General features: G+C 71.8%; 14 protein-coding genes. 8 read left to right on the forward strand and 6 right to left on the reverse strand.

The features are described from left to right. Window positions 1-82: 82 nt before the first annotated feature. Complete coding sequence (locus ACSRUE_RS37205; protein ID WP_441293168.1) at window positions 83-961, forward strand: alpha/beta fold hydrolase; 879 nt, start codon at window positions 83-85, stop codon at window positions 959-961. 125 nt (window positions 962-1,086) lie between these two features. Further along, complete coding sequence (locus ACSRUE_RS37210; RefSeq protein WP_441287715.1) at window positions 1,087-1,884, forward strand: CPBP family intramembrane glutamic endopeptidase; 798 nt, start codon at window positions 1,087-1,089, stop codon at window positions 1,882-1,884. Window positions 1,885-1,928: 44 nt separating this feature from the next. Here ACSRUE_RS37210 and ACSRUE_RS37215 read toward each other — a convergent pair whose 3' ends face one another. From ACSRUE_RS37215 to ACSRUE_RS37235, 5 genes are all read right to left on the reverse strand, one after another. Beyond that, the gene (locus ACSRUE_RS37215) at window positions 1,929-2,138 is read right to left on the reverse strand and encodes a putative metal-binding motif-containing protein (RefSeq protein ID WP_437768895.1); all 210 of its coding nucleotides are present in this window, start codon (window positions 2,136-2,138) and stop codon (window positions 1,929-1,931) included. 16 nt (window positions 2,139-2,154) lie between these two features. Then, window positions 2,155-3,648, reverse strand: a complete 1,494-nt coding sequence (locus ACSRUE_RS37220) for a vWA domain-containing protein (protein WP_441287716.1) — start codon at window positions 3,646-3,648, stop codon at window positions 2,155-2,157. A 386-nt stretch (window positions 3,649-4,034) separates the two neighbouring features. After that, on the reverse strand, window positions 4,035-5,471 hold the full coding sequence (locus ACSRUE_RS37225; protein WP_441287717.1) for a glucuronyl esterase domain-containing protein: 1,437 nt from the start codon (window positions 5,469-5,471) through the stop codon (window positions 4,035-4,037). Between the two features lie 275 nt (window positions 5,472-5,746). Beyond that, window positions 5,747-6,451 (reverse strand): glutathione S-transferase family protein, encoded by a 705-nt coding sequence (locus ACSRUE_RS37230; protein WP_441287718.1) that lies wholly within the window; start codon window positions 6,449-6,451, stop codon window positions 5,747-5,749. Then, the gene (locus tag ACSRUE_RS37235; RefSeq protein ID WP_441287719.1) at window positions 6,448-7,983 is read right to left on the reverse strand and encodes an isochorismatase family protein; all 1,536 of its coding nucleotides are present in this window, start codon (window positions 7,981-7,983) and stop codon (window positions 6,448-6,450) included. Before ACSRUE_RS37235 ends, ACSRUE_RS37230 begins: the two co-directional genes overlap by 4 nt. Window positions 7,984-8,531: 548 nt before the next feature. Here ACSRUE_RS37235 and ACSRUE_RS37240 point away from each other — a divergent pair. The 6 genes from ACSRUE_RS37240 to ACSRUE_RS37265 are packed head-to-tail and all read left to right on the forward strand — an operon-like array spanning window position 8,532 to window position 14,225. Continuing rightward, complete coding sequence (locus ACSRUE_RS37240; RefSeq protein WP_441293169.1) at window positions 8,532-8,900, forward strand: response regulator; 369 nt, start codon at window positions 8,532-8,534, stop codon at window positions 8,898-8,900. Between the two features lie 13 nt (window positions 8,901-8,913). Beyond that, window positions 8,914-9,663, forward strand: coding sequence for a GAF domain-containing protein (locus ACSRUE_RS37245; RefSeq protein ID WP_441287720.1), 750 nt, complete (start codon window positions 8,914-8,916; stop codon window positions 9,661-9,663). Beyond that, the gene (locus tag ACSRUE_RS37250) at window positions 9,660-10,184 is read left to right on the forward strand and encodes a chemotaxis protein CheD (RefSeq protein ID WP_441287721.1); all 525 of its coding nucleotides are present in this window, start codon (window positions 9,660-9,662) and stop codon (window positions 10,182-10,184) included. Before ACSRUE_RS37245 ends, ACSRUE_RS37250 begins: the two co-directional genes overlap by 4 nt. Window positions 10,185-10,189: 5 nt before the next feature. Next, complete coding sequence (locus ACSRUE_RS37255; protein WP_441293170.1) at window positions 10,190-11,908, forward strand: chemotaxis protein CheA; 1,719 nt, start codon at window positions 10,190-10,192, stop codon at window positions 11,906-11,908. Continuing rightward, on the forward strand, window positions 11,905-13,674 hold the full coding sequence (locus ACSRUE_RS37260; RefSeq protein WP_441287722.1) for a methyl-accepting chemotaxis protein: 1,770 nt from the start codon (window positions 11,905-11,907) through the stop codon (window positions 13,672-13,674). The genes ACSRUE_RS37255 and ACSRUE_RS37260 overlap by 4 nt, the downstream gene beginning before the upstream one ends. Then, a complete protein-coding gene (locus ACSRUE_RS37265; RefSeq protein WP_441287723.1) occupies window positions 13,671-14,225 on the forward strand; it encodes a chemotaxis protein CheW in 555 nt (184 codons plus the stop codon). Before ACSRUE_RS37260 ends, ACSRUE_RS37265 begins: the two co-directional genes overlap by 4 nt. 16 nt (window positions 14,226-14,241) lie before the next feature. Here ACSRUE_RS37265 and ACSRUE_RS37270 read toward each other — a convergent pair whose 3' ends face one another. Continuing rightward, window positions 14,242-14,778, reverse strand: a complete 537-nt coding sequence (locus ACSRUE_RS37270; RefSeq protein ID WP_441287724.1) for a hypothetical protein — start codon at window positions 14,776-14,778, stop codon at window positions 14,242-14,244. Window positions 14,779-14,872 lie beyond the last annotated feature (94 nt).

Raw genomic sequence — 14,872 nt, forward strand, 5'->3', positions numbered from 1 at the left:
CGTGACCCCGGCCGGTCTCGGCGCCTTCCCGACACGCGCGGAGCGCCTGGTATCTTCGGTGCAGATCAACTACCTTGGGGCCATGATCAGCGGCGTGGTGGAGCCGGTCCGGCTCGGCCAAACAGCGCTTCCAGACGGCCGGCGGCTTGGCTGGGCGGAGTGGGGACCGGAGGACGGCATCCCCGTGCTGCTCTGCCCCGGCGGCGCCACGAGCCGGTCGATGGGGTTCGGGGGCGACGTCGTCGACGGGCTCGGCGTGCGGCTGATCTCCGTGGATCGCCCGGGGCTCGGGGCGTCGGACCAGGCCCCGGGCCGCACGCTCGGCGACTGGGCGCAGGACATCCGGCGCTTCCTCGAGGCGCGTCAGCTGTCCGGCGTCGCGGCCGTCGGGTTCTCGGCGGGCGCGCCGTTCGCCCTGGCCTGCGCGGCGGCCAGCGTCGTGGCTGGCGTGGCCGTGGTCGCGGGGACCGATGAGCTGGCGAATCCGGTGTTCGCCGATGCGCTGGCGCCGGACGTGCGGCGGCTCGTGGAGCTGGTGGCGACCGACCCTGCGCGCGCGGAGGCGTTCTTCGGCGGGTTCAGCGCCGAGGCGATGTGGAGCTTCGTCCTCTCGACGCTCGCGGACGTCGACCGCGCGGTGTACACCGCCCCGGTGTTCGAGCGCGCTTACCGGCGCGCGATGGATGAGGCGTTCTCGCAGGGGCCAGCCGGCTACGCGCGCGACACGGTGCTGACGATGAGCCCGTGGCCGTTCGATCCGGGGAGCATCCGCGCGCCGGTCGACCTGTGGTACGGCGCGCGGGACACGAGCACGGTGCACTCGCCGGACTTCGGGGCGTCGCTCGCCGGGCGGCTGCGCGCGGCAGAGAGGCGCGTGCTGCCGGAGGCGGGAGGGTCGCTGCTGTGGACGCATGCGGAGGAGATCCTGCGCTCGCTGCTCGGGCGCACGCGCGGGCGGTGAGCCCCACGCGGGATGCCCTTGGGGAGGAGGGCTACTTTGGCCGATGGGTGAAGCGGGGACGACCCCGCGCTGCCTGAACGCGGCCACGGGGAACATCCTGCGCGGCGCCGCTGTCCCGCCGGTCCATGCCTCGTCCGGTGGCCCGGTTCTTCCTCCTCGCCTACGCCATCACATGGCTCTGCCAGCTGCCCCTGCTTCTCCAGCAGTGGGGCGCTGGCATCCCTCCCGGCGTCGCCATGGCGCCGCTCGTGCTCGGCGCCGTCGGCCCCTCGCTCGCGGCCGTGGTGTGCGCCTGGAAGGAGGGCGGCCGAGCGGGGCTCTCGGGGCTCCTCTCGCCCCACCCCGCCCCGGCGGGCTGGGGCTACGCGCCGCTCGCCCTGTGCATGCCGGCGGCGCTGCACCTCCTCGGTCTCGCGCTGCTGGCGCTCGCCGGCGGGAGCCTGCCGGCGACGCTCCTGGTTACGCCCCTCACGCCGGAACACCGCGGCATCGCCGTCCTCGCCCCGCTGGGTGAGGAGCTGGGATGGCGCGGCTACGCCCTCCGGCGGCTCCTTCCGGCGCAGGGACCCGTGCGCGCCAGCCTCGTCCTCGGCTTCGCGTGGACCTTCTGGCACCTGCCCACCATGTGCCTGCCGGGCGTCCCGTGGTGGTCGTCGGCGCTCAGCCTCCTGTTCATCACGTCGCTCAGCGTGCTGACGACGGCGCTGCACCTCCGATCCGGCGGCAGCGTGCTCGTCGCGTGGGCGGCGCACCTCGGCATCCACCTCGACAACGTCTCTCGCGCGCACATGTCCGGCGACGGCGCCGCGCCGCTCCTGGTCACGACGATCGTCGCGCTCGTGGCCGCGGTCATCACCGCTCGGTGGATGCAGATGCAGACACGGGGCGCCGCCGCGGCGCAGCCCGCGCCCCGCCCGGGGTGACACGTCCGGGCGCCGGGCTCGGGCTCGCCCGTTCGGCATCTAGCTCATGCGCCCGATTCGCCGGCGCACGCCGCGTCGGCGACGTCGACCAGGAGATTGCAGTCGTTGTCGATCCCGTCGTCGCAGATCTCGGCGGCGTCCGGGTGCACCTCGGCGTTCGCGTCGTTGCAGTCATCCGACGCCTCGAAGCCATCGCCGTCTCGATCCGGGCCCGCGTCGCACGCCGTGACAAGGGCGCAGCCGAGGACGACCACGAGCCCTCGGAGAGCGTCAGTTGCCGCTGAAATCACTGTAAAAATCTCCCAGAGGGGCGTCCGCCTTCATGAGGTCCAGGAGCGCGGGCCAGAACGCCGCCTCCGCGTCGATGCCGGCGTCGCCTATCGCCGCCGCGTCGGCCGCGAAGCGCGCGAGCGCGGGCTCCAGGGCGGCAATCGCCGCGGCGCGGTCCCAGCTGTACGCTTGCGCCGCGTCGTGCATCGCTTGCACGAGGAGCGCGAGCGCCACCGTCTTGTCGACGCTCGCCTGCGGCATCACCACGCCGCGCTCGTCGAGCGCCTCGCCGTCATAGCGCACCGAGAGGGAGCTCGAGACCGGCTCTCCCGAGCGGTCGACGTAATCGAGCGCGATCTCCACCTCCGACCCGGCGATCTCCTCTGGCGACGCCGGCGTGAGGGAAAGGAGCAGCGCCCCCTTGCGCTTGCTGAGAAACACGCTCGCGACGTCGAGCGAGGCGATCGACGTCGCGCCGGCCTCCCCTGTGGGGAAGCCGTACGCGTGCGAGAGAGAGAGGCCCGGCGAGGGGGTCGCGACGAGGCTGAGATCATGGGCGATCGGCGTCGCCATCCACGGCCAGTTGTCTTGCATGAAGAGCCCTACGTCGTCGGCGTTCATCAGGCCGAAGGCGTTGGCTCCGCGCAGGTGCGACATCCGGTTCATGACCTCGGCGCCGAGCCCCAGGCCCAGGCCGAAGACGGTGATCCCGATGCCGTCGTCCGCGCCCTCCGCGACCAGGCGCTCGAACTCGCTGCCGCCCGTGGCTCCCACGTTCGGCTGAACGTCGGTGAAGAGCATGACGCGGACCTCGTCGGCCGTGCCCTTCGCCTCGCGCGCGAGCTTGTACGCCCGGATCAGGCCCGCCTCCATGTTGGTGGAGCCGTCCGCCGAGAGCTCGCCTATGGCCTCCTTGATCTCGGGGTCGTTCCCTTGCGTCCAGTCGAGCGGCGTGTCGACCGACGAGCCATACGTGACGAGCGCGAAGCGATCGTCCGCGTCGAGGTGGCTCGCCACGTTCCAGAGGAGTGAGTGGGCGATCGCCGCAGGCATCCCGCCTTCGCCGTCGCCGTAACCCCACGACATCGAGCCGGATACGTCGACCGTCGCCACGATCGCCATCGACGGTCGCTTGAACGTCTCGGGATCGATCGTCGACGACAGGCCGACCTGCACCCACGCGGCGCTCTCGCCCTGCGCGTCCGGGGCGATCCCCATCGCGGCGCGCACGCAGAGGAGCGTCGCGCACGGCGCGCCCTCGAGCGGCAGATCGTGCTCCGAGAACATCGCCTCGACGACGAACGCCTCGGCCGGCGGCACCCTGCCGTTCTCGACGAGGCCCCTTGCGAAGCCCATATCCTTCACGCCCCCCGGCGTCGCGCCGAACTCGCCGGAGCCGCCGAAGGAGCCCATGGAGCTCGCGCCGCTCTCTCCGCAGCCGGCCATCACGATGCCCGACGCGACCGTCATGATGAAGCCAAAGAATCGGTTCATGCCGTCACTCCTTCGAACGCCTGGGCGGACGGGCGCGCGCAGGATCGCGACGCGCCCTCGCCCCGCGTCCTGCCGCGCAGAATGCAGCTTCAGTGCCAACGCCGCGACCCGCGCATCGTCTGGCTGGAGCGCGCATCGACGCGCCGCTCCGGCCCGATCCATGACAGCGACGTCAGAGCGCAGGCGCGCTCAGGTGAGCCATCCCTCGCGACGACCGCGCCGGCTCAAGCACCCCGAATCCATCGGAATCACGCGCTTGCGGAGCCGGGCGCCGCCCAGGTCAGGCTGTGGGTGACTTCAGATTTGCTGAGACGGTGTCCGACAGCCTGCCCCGGGCTTCGGCGCCGCCGGCTCGTTCGGGGCCTCGCGCTCCCCGAACAGCGCCATCATTCCAGCGTTGGGGCTTGCCAGTCCACCCAGTCCGCCATGCTGAGCGAGCCGCCCGAGCCCACGACGAACTCTCCGGGCGCCTCGCCCTCGTGCTTCAGAAATCTGGCGATGCTCTTGGCGAGGAGATCGGTGTATTCGTTCTTGTAAGAGCAATGCGCCGTCTCGGCGACCTTCGAGTGGTAGCTGACATTCTTCTCCACGCCCAGCGCCTTGTAGACCGCCGCTCCGGCCGCCGTCGCCGTATGACCGGCGGGGGCGCCCATCTGAGCCTGGTGCGGGTTCTCGAGGACGAGCAGGCCGCGCGGCGCCATCATCGCGATCAGGGCGTGGGTGTCGATCGGGAGCTTGACGGCGTTCGAGGCATTGTTCTTGAAGACGAACGGCTCGAAATTGTTGCTGAGCCAGTTCAGCCCGAAGTAGTTGTGGTCCGTCCGCTCCTTGCCCAGCACGTCGGCGATGCGGTAGGCCGGGACTCCGGCGGTGCTCGTCTCGTGGGGGATCGTCAAGGCGATCCGATCATCGAAGGCGCCGATGGCAAATGCTCCCTTGCCGTTGCGCGAGCACCCCGTGACGCCGATCCCGGTCGGATCGATGATGCCGCCCCCCGACGCCTGGAGGACGTCGATGATCCGGCTGGCGCCCCAGGCCCATGCCATCAAGAGGCCCGCGGAGTGATCGCCGCCGTAGATATCATAGAACTTCCCCGGGTTCGGCTTTCCTCTGGATTGCTCCGCGGTGCCCTCCCTGCCGATCTCGTTGTGGTTGTAGTAGATGACGGCGACGCCTTGATCCAGGATGCGGCTCTCACCCAGCGTGATGCCGCCGAACCCGCCTTTCCCGCCCACGTTGATGATGGCGGGGAACGGCGCTTCCCCCTTGGAGGGCAGCACGATGTCGGCGCTGAAGTCGATCTTCTTGCCCTGGGCCTCCACGTGCACAGAGACCTTGTTCTCGGTGACGGTGCCGGTCACCACGTCAGGCGTCGGCTTCTCGCCGTAGATGTACTTCTCAGCCTGCTTGCGTATCTCCTGCCTCCGGCAGTGCCATTCTGCTCTGGTGGAAACGCTGGTTCCGTCGAGCCTCGTGAACGGATCGGGCAGCTTGGAGATCTTGGGTAGAGCGCTTGCTTCCGGCAGGGCGGCGACCTCGCAATCGGCGCTCTCGTTCTCGACAGGGGTGTCGTCCGGACCCGTGCCCGAGCTGGAGCTCGACGTCGTATCGACGCCCGAGCTCCAGCTCGACGTCGTGCCGCTGCCCGAGCTGGCGCTCGACGTCGTGTCGCCGCTGCTGGCCGCGCTCTCGCCGCCCGAGCCGTCCGAGCCGCCGCCCGCACCTCCCTGCCCGGATAGGTTCGGCTCAGGCTGCCCGCAGGCAGCGGCTGCGAGGCAAAGACCGAGGGCAGCGCGGGCGGCTCGAGTGGCAAGCGTTCGCATGGATGGACCTCTTGGAGCGAGCATAACCAACGTTCATCGGTTGGATTTACACTCACCGGAACGGCAGCTGGGATCGCGGCGCGATGAGACGTACAAACGCGCTTTCATGTCAAGCACAGGGTGGTGCAACTATTCAGCTCACCGCGCAACGGACGGCGGTCGATCCTCTCCGATGAGTCCCGGTCGAATGACGGCTCTGGGAGGTTCAATGATAATGGCCAACTTCAGCCCGGATGACGTGCCGCGTTCACTCCACGGCGAGCGGGGCGGCCGCGTTACGTCGCGGCGGCGAGCGCACGCGCCTGCGCGAACAGGTCGGGGCGCGCCCGGTCGTGGGACCAGCCCTCGGGGTACGAGGCCACGGCCGAGGGGCGATCGCGCACGCGGCGCTCGTAGGCGTCGAGCGCCGGATAACCGGCGAGCGACAGCCCGCGCCGCTGCATGTAGGCGAGCACCGGGTAGAACGCGCAGTCGGCGAGCGTGAAGGCGTCCGACGCGATGAACCGTGTCTTCTGGGCCCGCGCATCCCACAGCGCGAGCTCCCGCTCCACGCCCGAGAGCGCGCCCAGGATGGCGGCTCGCCGGTCCGGCGACACGACCTCCGGGCCGGCCTCGAAGAGGCCCTCCAGCGGGTCGTAGACACACGCGGTGGCCTCCGACTCCTGCGCGAAGGCGAGCACGCGGGCGAGCGCGCCGGGCTCGGCGACCTGCGGGAGGAGCGGCGGGTCGGGATACCGCAGCTCGAGGTACATCAGGATGGCCAGCGACTCGTTCATGGCGGTGCCGTCGGGCTCGACGAGCACCGGGGCCTGGCCGCGCGGGTTGAGGGCAAGGAACTCCGGGGTGCGCGTCTCGCGGGGCTCCCGCATCACGCGCAGGCGGCGCGGCTCGAAGGCGAGGCCCTTCTCGTGAGCCGCCATCAGGACGCGCCAGCTCGAGATCGAGCCGTTCACGAAATACACCGCGCGCCGAGCGCTCATCGGTCGCCTCCGGGCTCGTGCGACGCGCGGAGCGTGCGAAAATTGAGCGCCTCGAAGCCGGGGCGGTACGCGGCGACATCGAAGGTGGGGTCGATGTTCTCGGCGCGGAAGAGCTGCAACATCCGCTCTGCCTCGCCGCGCTCCGCCGCCTCGCGCTCCGGCTCGGGGACCGCGGCTCGGGCTCGGGCGCGCGCCTCGGCGTCGGCGCGCTCCGACGCGGGCGCGCCGACGCCCCAGACAGCGCCGGTCGCCGGATCGTGAAACGTGCCGATGTGCCGGAACGTGAGCGAGATGCGCGATGGCGACGCCGGGCCGTCGCCATCGCCGCCCACGCCGCCCTCGCCCCCAGCGTCCCCCTCCTGCCGGATGGCGTGATAGAATCGGCGGTTCGTCTCCAGGTCCATGACGAGCAGCGAGCCGTGCGGCAGAGGGACCTTCTGGATGGCATTCCCGTCCTCGGCGCGCTTCGGCCGGAGCACCATGGTGCGCTGTCGTCCGAGCGAGACATTGACGATGAACGACGGGCGCACGAGGTCGAGCGTCTTGTCGGAGTGCTCGCTGATCCAGTCGCGCCCCGTGCGGTAGAGCTGGAGCAGGCAGTGGTTGAGCGGGTGTCCGACGCGGCGCTCGACCTCCCTGCGAATGCGGTCGACGACGGGGGTGAAGGGGCAGAGCTCGGGCTGCTCGTCGACCGGGTGGCGATAGAGCGGCATGGCGCCGTCGGGCGAGCGCTCGCCCTGGATCGCGACGAGGCGCGGCACCTCCCCGCCGCGGTGGCGCATCGTCGTCCAGGCGACCTCGCGCTCGACGGCGGCGAAGGCGCCGGCCTCCCCGGCGAGGCGCTCGTCGAGGGCGCCGCACCACAGCGCCGTCTCGCCCGCGCCGATGCCGGCGACGTGCACGGGCCCCGGTCCCTCGGAGAGCAGGTCGGCCCAGCTGCGGCGCCGGCCGCCGAGGCCCTCGATCTCGCGCAGCGCCACGGCGTGTTTGCCCGCGGTCCCCGCCGCGGTCGCGTCCCCGAGGATGTCGACGTCGTAGCCGAGCCGGCGCGCGTCGCGGGCGGCGGCGAGGACACACACGTTGGTCGCGACGCCGCACAGGACCACGGCGGTCACGCCCGCCTGCGCCAGCCGGGCGTGCAGCTCGGTCTCTCGGAACGCCGAATACCAGCGCTTCTCGACATGCCATTCCGCGGTCCCCGCGGGGCGCTCGGCGCGCACCGGGACGAGCGCGGGGAACAGCTCGGCGCCCCACGTGCCGCGGGCGCAGCACGCGCTGCCGGTGTGCGTCTGCCCGTGGAGCGCGTCCGGGGCCGCGTCGATCTCGCCGTAGGCCGACGTCACCCACACCACGACCCGCCCCTGCGCGCGCGCCGCGCGCGCGAGCCAGGCCACGGTCTGCGCGAGCTGGCGCGGATCGCAGTGGCGCTTCGAGAACGCGCCTCCCTCCGCGAGGAAGTCGTTCTGCATGTCGATGATCAGCAGCGCCGTGCGCGCAGGATCCCGGCAGAGCGCCCCAGCTCTCACATCCATCGTGCCCTGGTACCACCGGTCGGTCGCTCGGCCAAGCGCCGGGGCAGCGACGCGGGGCGCGGAACAGAGCACGCCAGGCCGAGCTCCCCCGGGCTCACCGAGGTGCCAACGTCGAACAAGGCAGCGCGGGCATTCATGACGATCGAAGAGGTCGAAGCCGGGACGATCGAAGAAGTCGACGCTGCGACGGAGCTCCGGCGTGTCCGCCAATGTCGCAAACGGTCGTACAGCACTCGGGGCTTTGTTGTGTCCCCTTCCAAAGAGTCTCTGCACCTCCGCCAGACACCGATGCTCTCGCCGTGGCGTCCGGCACTCGCCCCCGCGCTGTCGAGAAGGTCGAGGCCGGCGGGCCGACCCGCCGGCCCGCTGGCCCGCTGGCCCAATAGAAAGATGCTGTGTGTCCGAGTGTTCTTGCCTCGATTGATGTTTACTTGAGGCGCGACCCGAGCGTACCTTGGGCAAAGGCGACGCCCCTTGGGGAGAGGTGGCGTTCGAGCCGCGCGGGCGAGCGCTCGATTGGCCTTCGTAGCCTGCGAGGGGAGGCGGTGGTGTCTCGAAAGAAGATCCTGCTGGTGGACGACTCGGAGACCGTCCTGATGATGGAGCAGATGATCCTCCGGAGGAGCTATGACGTGGTCACCGCCAAGGACGGCAGCGCGGCGGTGGCCAGGGCGCTCGCCGAGCGACCTGATCTGATCCTGCTCGACGTGATCATGCCGGCGATGGATGGATTCGAGGCGTGCCGGAGGCTGCGATCGGAGGAGGCGACGCGGGAGACGCCCATTGTACTCGTCACGAGCCGAGGCGAGGTCTCGCACAGGGAAGAGGGGTTTCGCTGTGGCTGCTCCGACTACATCACGAAGCCCATCGACTCGCTGGAGCTCCTCGAGAAGGTCAAGAGCTGTCTCGGCGAATGAGGTGAAGACCGACATGTCGCGTGATGGACAAGCCGAACGGGGGATGGAGCGCGCGGTGCGCCGCGAGCGATCGCCGCGAGCGCACGTGAGCGCGCTCGAAGGGCAAAAGAAGCGGCTCGCGCGGCGCGCCCGCGCGCTCGGCCGGCTGCTCGTCAGGGTTCGGAGGGCCCGCGGGCGCCTCGAGGCCCGCGCCGTCCGCGCCGAGGCGGCGCTCGCGCTCGCCGCCGATCGATGCGTCGAGGAGGAACAGCAGCGCTCGCAGCTCGCGAGCCTCTATGTCGCGAGCCGCCGGCTCCTGCCGCTCCGGACCCGGGAGGAGGCGTGCCGCGCCCTCCAGGACATCATCGCGAACCTCGTCGGCTCCGAGGAGATCGCCGTCTTCGAGATCGATGGCAGCGGGGCGGCGCGGGTCGTCGCGGCCTACGGCGTCGATCCGTCGTCCGCCGTCCTCGTGGCGCCGGAAGAGGGCATCGTGGGGCGCGTGGCGCGGCGGATCGAGCCGTATTTCCGGCAGGGCGCCGCGCTCGGCAGCGACCCGTCCGCCCCCCAGGCCCCCTGCGCGCGCGGCGAGGGCGACGTCATGGCCTGTGTCCCGCTCACGATGGACGAGCGCGTGGTCGGCGTCATCGCCGTCTTCCATCTGCTCTCGCAGAAGCCCGCGCTCGGGCCGATCGATAAGGGTCTTCTCGAAGCGCTCGGCACGCTGGCGGCCGGGCCGTTCTGCGCGGGGCGGGAGCGCTGCGGCGCCCTGGAGACGCGATGACGATGCTCAAGCCCCCGTCGCAGCGGTACGGCGCTGGCGGAGCGCGGCTGAGCGCGCCCCCCCCGAGCAGCCCGCAGCCCCACTACCTCACGCCGGGCAACGTCGTCGCGTCGGGCGAGCCGGCGATCATCACCACGATCGTCGGCTCGTGCGTCGCGATCTGCCTCTGGGAGCCGGCGCTCGGCGTGGGCGGCATGAACCACTACGTGCTCCCGAGCTGCCCCAACCTCGATCTGCCGCTCGGGCGCTTCGGAGACACCGCCTTTCAGCAGCTCCTCGATCGTCTGGCGGCCCTCGGCGCCACGCCCCGCTCGCTCCAGGCCCGGATCGTCGGCGGCGCCTGCATGATCTCCGCCTTCCGGGAGCGGGACTCGCACCTCGGACACCAGAACGTGGCGGTCGGGCTCATGGTGCTGCGCGCCGCCGGGATCCGGATCGTCCAGCAGGACACGGGCGGCAGCCAGGGCCGGAAGCTCATCTTCCGCACCGACGACGGCAGCGCCGCCATCCAGCCCCTGTGATCGCGATGGATGCCGAGCGGGCCGCGCTCATGCAGATGTTCGCCGCCGAGACCGCGGAGCACCTCGACGAGCTCGAGGGCGCGCTCCTCGAGCTCGAGCGGCGACCCGACGCCGGCCACCTCCTGGAGCGCATCTTCCGCGTCGCCCACACGATGAAGGGCAACGCGAGCTCCGTCGGCGCCCAGGGGCTGAGCGAGCTCACCCACGCCGCCGAGGACGTGATCGAGGATCTGCACCGGCGCACGCTGCCGGTGACCGGCATGGTGGTCTCGCTGCTCCTCGAGACGGTCGACTCGGCGCGCCGCCAGCTCGCGGAGATGGACGGAGGAGAGGAGCCGCCGGGGTCGACCTCGCCGCCCGCGAGCGTGCTCGAGCGGCTCAAGAGCGCCCGGCGCACCGAGCGCGAGGGGACCCCGCCGACGTCGAAGGGGGCCACGTCGATCGCCGGGGACGAGGGCGACCGGAGCCCGGGCGCGAAGACTGTCCGCATCACCGTCGAGAAGCTCGATGGCATGGTCGATCTCATCGGCGAGGTGGCGATCACCCGGAACCGGATCGCGCGCGAGGTCCAGCTCGCGGGCGGCGCCGTCGGCGCGGCGCTGCGGGACGGCCTCGAGGAGCTCGATCGGCTGAACACCAAGCTCGAGGAGGCGATCCGCCGCGCGCGGATGGTGCCTGTCGGCCCCTGGTTCCGGCAGTACGAGCGCGCCGTGCGCGATCTCGCCCGGTCGCACGGCAAGCTCGCGCGCCTCGTTGTCGTGCACGGCGACGTCGAGGTGGACACCGCGGTGATCGAGCGCCTCCGCGACGTGCTGACCCACCTCATCCGCAACGGCATCGATCACGGCCTCGAGCCGCCCGAGGCGCGGAAGGCGTGCGGCAAGGACGCGCGCGGGACCATCACCCTGCGCGCCGCGCACGAGGGCGGCGGCATCGCGCTCCGCGTCTCCGACGACGGCGCGGGGATGAACCGCGCCCAGATCGCGGCGCGGGCCAGCGCGCAGGGCAGGTGCCCGGACGCCGACGCGCTCTCCGACAGCGAGCTCTACGACCTGGTGTTCGAGCCGGGCTTCTCCACCGCCACGACCGTCTCCGACCTGTCCGGCCGGGGGATGGGCATGGACGTGGTGCGGCGCCGCGTCGAGTCGCTGGAGGGCTCGATCGGGATCGAGAGCGCCGCGGGGGTCGGCACCACGCTGATCCTCCGGCTCCCGCTCACCCTCGCGACGATCGAGGGCTTCTCGGTGAGCGCCGCCGGCGAGCGTTATGTCATCCCGCTCCGCGCGGTCGTCGCCTGCGTCGGGCTCCCGCACGGCGCCCTCGCCGCGGGCCCGGGCGGCGTCCTTCACGTGCACGGGCGCGCGCTGCCGTGCGTGCGGCTCCGCGACCTCTTCGGGCTCTCCGGGCCTGCGCCGGCCCGCGAGAGCGTGGTCGTGGTGGCCCACGAGGGGGGCCAGGCCGGCCTCGTCGTCGACTCGCTCGACGGCGAGGGCAGAACGGTCATCAAGCCGCTCGGCCGGCTCTTCCGCCGCACCCGGGGCATCACCGGATCCACGGTCCTCGCCGACGGCAGGCTCGCGCTGATCCTCGATGTGGACGCGCTGATGAACGACCTCACCCGCGGCCGCGCCGGCGGCGGCGAGCTCGCGCCCAGGGATCGATGGCGGGCTCCCCCCGCGGAGGCACGCGGAGGGGCGATGGATCCAGAGGGAAGGACACGATGAACCGGCTCAGGATTGCGCTGCGTCTCTCGCTCTCGCTCGCGTTCATGGCGATGCTCATGATCGCCATCGCGATCTCGGGGCACCTCGGCCTGACTTCCATCGCGGAGAAGACGCACGAGATCCTGGTGTCGGACGCCCGGGAGCTCACGATCGCGATGCAGCTCGAGCGGGACCTCATGGAGCTCCGCCGCTACGAGAAAGACTGCCTTCTCAGCATGGGCGATCGCCCCGTCCAGCAGGGGTATCAGGAGAAATGGAACGAGCTCGAGGCGCAGATCCAGCGCCGGATGGACGAGCTCGACCGCCTCGTGACGCTGCCCCACGAGCGGAAGTCGGTCGCCGCGATGCGGCGCGACCTGGCGAGCTACGTCGTCGGCTTTCGCCGCGTGATGCAGGACGCGCTCGCCGGGCAGCTGCCCCCCGCGGCCCAGGCGGTGAACGCCTTGATGGCCGGCTACAAGGACGAGATCCACCGGTTCGAGGAATCGGCCGAGGGCCTCGCCCAGGCGAGAACGAGGGACATGGAGGCGCAGCAGGCGTCCTTGAGCGGCGACGCGCAGCGCGCCTCGCGGGACATGGGCCTCATCGCCTTCGCGGCGCTGGCGGTCGGCGTGCTCGTCAGCGTCCTCGTCTCGCGCAGCATCACGGGGCCGCTGAGCTCGGCCGTGGGGCTCGCCAGGCGGATCGCCGACGGCGATCTGCGGCACCGGGGCGTGGCCGCGGGCCGCGACGAGCTCGGGCAGCTGGAGGAGGCGATGGGGGAGATGGCGGACAAGCTCTCGACCGTCCTCCTGGAGATCCGCACGGGCGCCGAGTCGCTCGCCGCGGCCTCGACGCAGATCTCGGCCACCTCGCAGAACCTGTCGCAGGGCACGAGCGAGCAGGCGGCCGCGGTGGAGGAGACGTCGGCGAGCCTCTCGGAGGTGAGCGGCTCGATCCAGAAGAACGCCGAGAGCAGCCAGCAGACCGGCGAGCTCGCCACCGGCGCCGCGGCCGCCGCGGAGCAGAGCCTCGCGGCGGTCCAGCGCACCGTGGCCGCGATGCGCGACATCGCCGAGAAGGTCTCTATCGTGCAGGAGATCGCGTACCAGACCAACCTGCTCGCGCTGAACGCGTCGATCGAGGCGGCCCGGGCCGGCGAGCACGGCCGCGGCTTCGCCGTGGTCGCGAGCGAGGTCCGCCGCCTCGCGGAGCGGAGCCAGGCCGCCGCCAAGGAGATCGGCGCGCTCGCGTCGACGAGCGTGCAGGTCGCCGATCGCTCGGGGCAGCTGCTCGAGGAGATGGCGCCCTCGATCCGGCAGACCTCGACGCTCACGCAGGAGGTGGCGACCGCTTCGCTCAGCCAGGCCGACGCGGTCGGCCAGGTGAACAGCGCCATGCGCCGCGTCGACGAGGTGACGCAGCGCAACGCCGCGATCAGCGAGGAGCTCGCCAGCACGGCCGAGGAGCTCGCGGCCCAGGCGGACGCGCTCTCGGGCATGCTGCGCTTCTTCCAGGTGGGCGACGAGCTCGCGTTCCCCGAGCGCCCCCGCGCGCCGCGCGCCCCCGGCGCGGGCGGCGCGCGGCGCCTCCCGCCGCCCTCCCGGGAGGGCTCCGCGGCCTCGCCGGGCGCCTCGAACGGCGCCGCCGTGCTCGCGACGCTCGCCCGGGCCAGGACGAACGGGGCCCTGCGCTCCCCCGCGGCGCTGCACGAGGACGCCGAGTTCGAGCGCTTTCCGCCGCGGGGCGCGGCTCGGGCCGCCTCCGCGCGCGCGGAGGTCCCGTGAGCGCCGCGCCGGAGCCGCGATCGTCGCAGTACATCTCGTTCTTCGTGGGCGGCGACGAGCTCGCGCTGGACATCCTCCGCGCGCGGGAGATCGTCGAGATCACCGCGATCACGCGGGTGCCGAGGATGCCGCAGGCCGTGCTCGGCGTGCTCAACCTGAGGGGGCGCGTGATCCCGGTCATCGACCTCGCCGTCCGGCTCGGGCTCCCGCCGTCGGTGATCACGCGGCGGAGCTGCATCCTCATCGTCGAGACGGAGTTCGACGGCGAGCTCACCCGGATGGGCCTCTTCATCGACGCCGTGGGCGACGTCGTGGACCTCGACGCGGCGGCGATCGAGCCGCCGCCGCCGTTCGGCACGCGGGCCCGCCAGGGCCACCTCGCCGGCCTCGGCAAGGTGGGCGACAGGCTCCTCCTGCTGCTCGACATCGACCGGATCCTCTCGCCGGAGGAGCTCTTCGCGGCCGCGTCGCTCGAAGCCGAAGGCGGCGCCCGCGCGGCGCTGCCGGGCGCGCCGCCGCAGGGCGAGCCCGCGGGCGTCGGCTCATCGTGAGCGACAACGTTCGCGCTCAGCGGCGAGGTCGGTGCAGAGCCCCGGCCTCGTCGGCCGCCGCGGGTTGTCCGGCCACACCGGCCGCCGCGACGCGCAGCTCGGACATCGCTTCGTTGTATGCAGGACTGCCGGGGGCGCAGAGCGCCACACTTCGCGGCCCCGACAACGGATTGCTCTCCAGCGCGCGGATGGCGCTGTCGATCGTGTCGAAGTGAGAGAACCACCGCCTTGCGGCTGCCACGACCCGAGGGGCGAGCAGCCGGAGGACCTCGACCTGCTCCGATTCCGACAGGCGAAACGACCAGGGTATCTCCTCCCAGTTGAACGAATGCCCCGGCTGCGTGCGGAACTGGCAATGCCAGGGAGCCGGATTGTTTCGGACGGCTTTGCGCAGCCCACAACCAAACTCGACCTGGAAGATGCCGGCGCGAGGGCAGTGAAACCAGACGACGTCGACGAAGTACGGGCGAAGCCGCCACATGGCACGGCCTGGGTTGTGGAACCCGAGATCGGCAAGTCGCGGGCCGACGATCTGCGAGATCAGCGGCTTCACTTCAGCCCATGAGAGCATCGCCTCCCCTTTGCTGCCGAACGGGGCCTCCGCCGCGAGCGGGGGCGCGCGCTCACCCTCTCATCGGCAGCAGGCC

Source organism: Sorangium sp. KYC3313 (assembly GCF_052075895.1).
GTDB lineage: Bacteria > Myxococcota_A > Polyangia > Polyangiales > Polyangiaceae > Sorangium > Sorangium cellulosum_B.

Coding starts and splice junctions, on each gene's coding strand:
- ACSRUE_RS37205 (WP_441293168.1), top strand. CDS start 83: ATGATCAGCGGCGTGGTGGAGCCGGTCCGGCTCGGCCAAACAGCGCTT.
- ACSRUE_RS37210 (WP_441287715.1), top strand. CDS start 1,087: ATGCCTCGTCCGGTGGCCCGGTTCTTCCTCCTCGCCTACGCCATCACA.
- ACSRUE_RS37220 (WP_441287716.1), bottom strand. CDS start 3,648: ATGAACCGATTCTTTGGCTTCATCATGACGGTCGCGTCGGGCATCGTG.
- ACSRUE_RS37225 (WP_441287717.1), bottom strand. CDS start 5,471: ATGCGAACGCTTGCCACTCGAGCCGCCCGCGCTGCCCTCGGTCTTTGC.
- ACSRUE_RS37230 (WP_441287718.1), bottom strand. CDS start 6,451: ATGAGCGCTCGGCGCGCGGTGTATTTCGTGAACGGCTCGATCTCGAGC.
- ACSRUE_RS37235 (WP_441287719.1), bottom strand. CDS start 7,983: ATGGATGTGAGAGCTGGGGCGCTCTGCCGGGATCCTGCGCGCACGGCG.
- ACSRUE_RS37245 (WP_441287720.1), top strand. CDS start 8,914: ATGTCGCGTGATGGACAAGCCGAACGGGGGATGGAGCGCGCGGTGCGC.
- ACSRUE_RS37250 (WP_441287721.1), top strand. CDS start 9,660: ATGACGATGCTCAAGCCCCCGTCGCAGCGGTACGGCGCTGGCGGAGCG.
- ACSRUE_RS37255 (WP_441293170.1), top strand. CDS start 10,190: ATGGATGCCGAGCGGGCCGCGCTCATGCAGATGTTCGCCGCCGAGACC.
- ACSRUE_RS37260 (WP_441287722.1), top strand. CDS start 11,905: ATGAACCGGCTCAGGATTGCGCTGCGTCTCTCGCTCTCGCTCGCGTTC.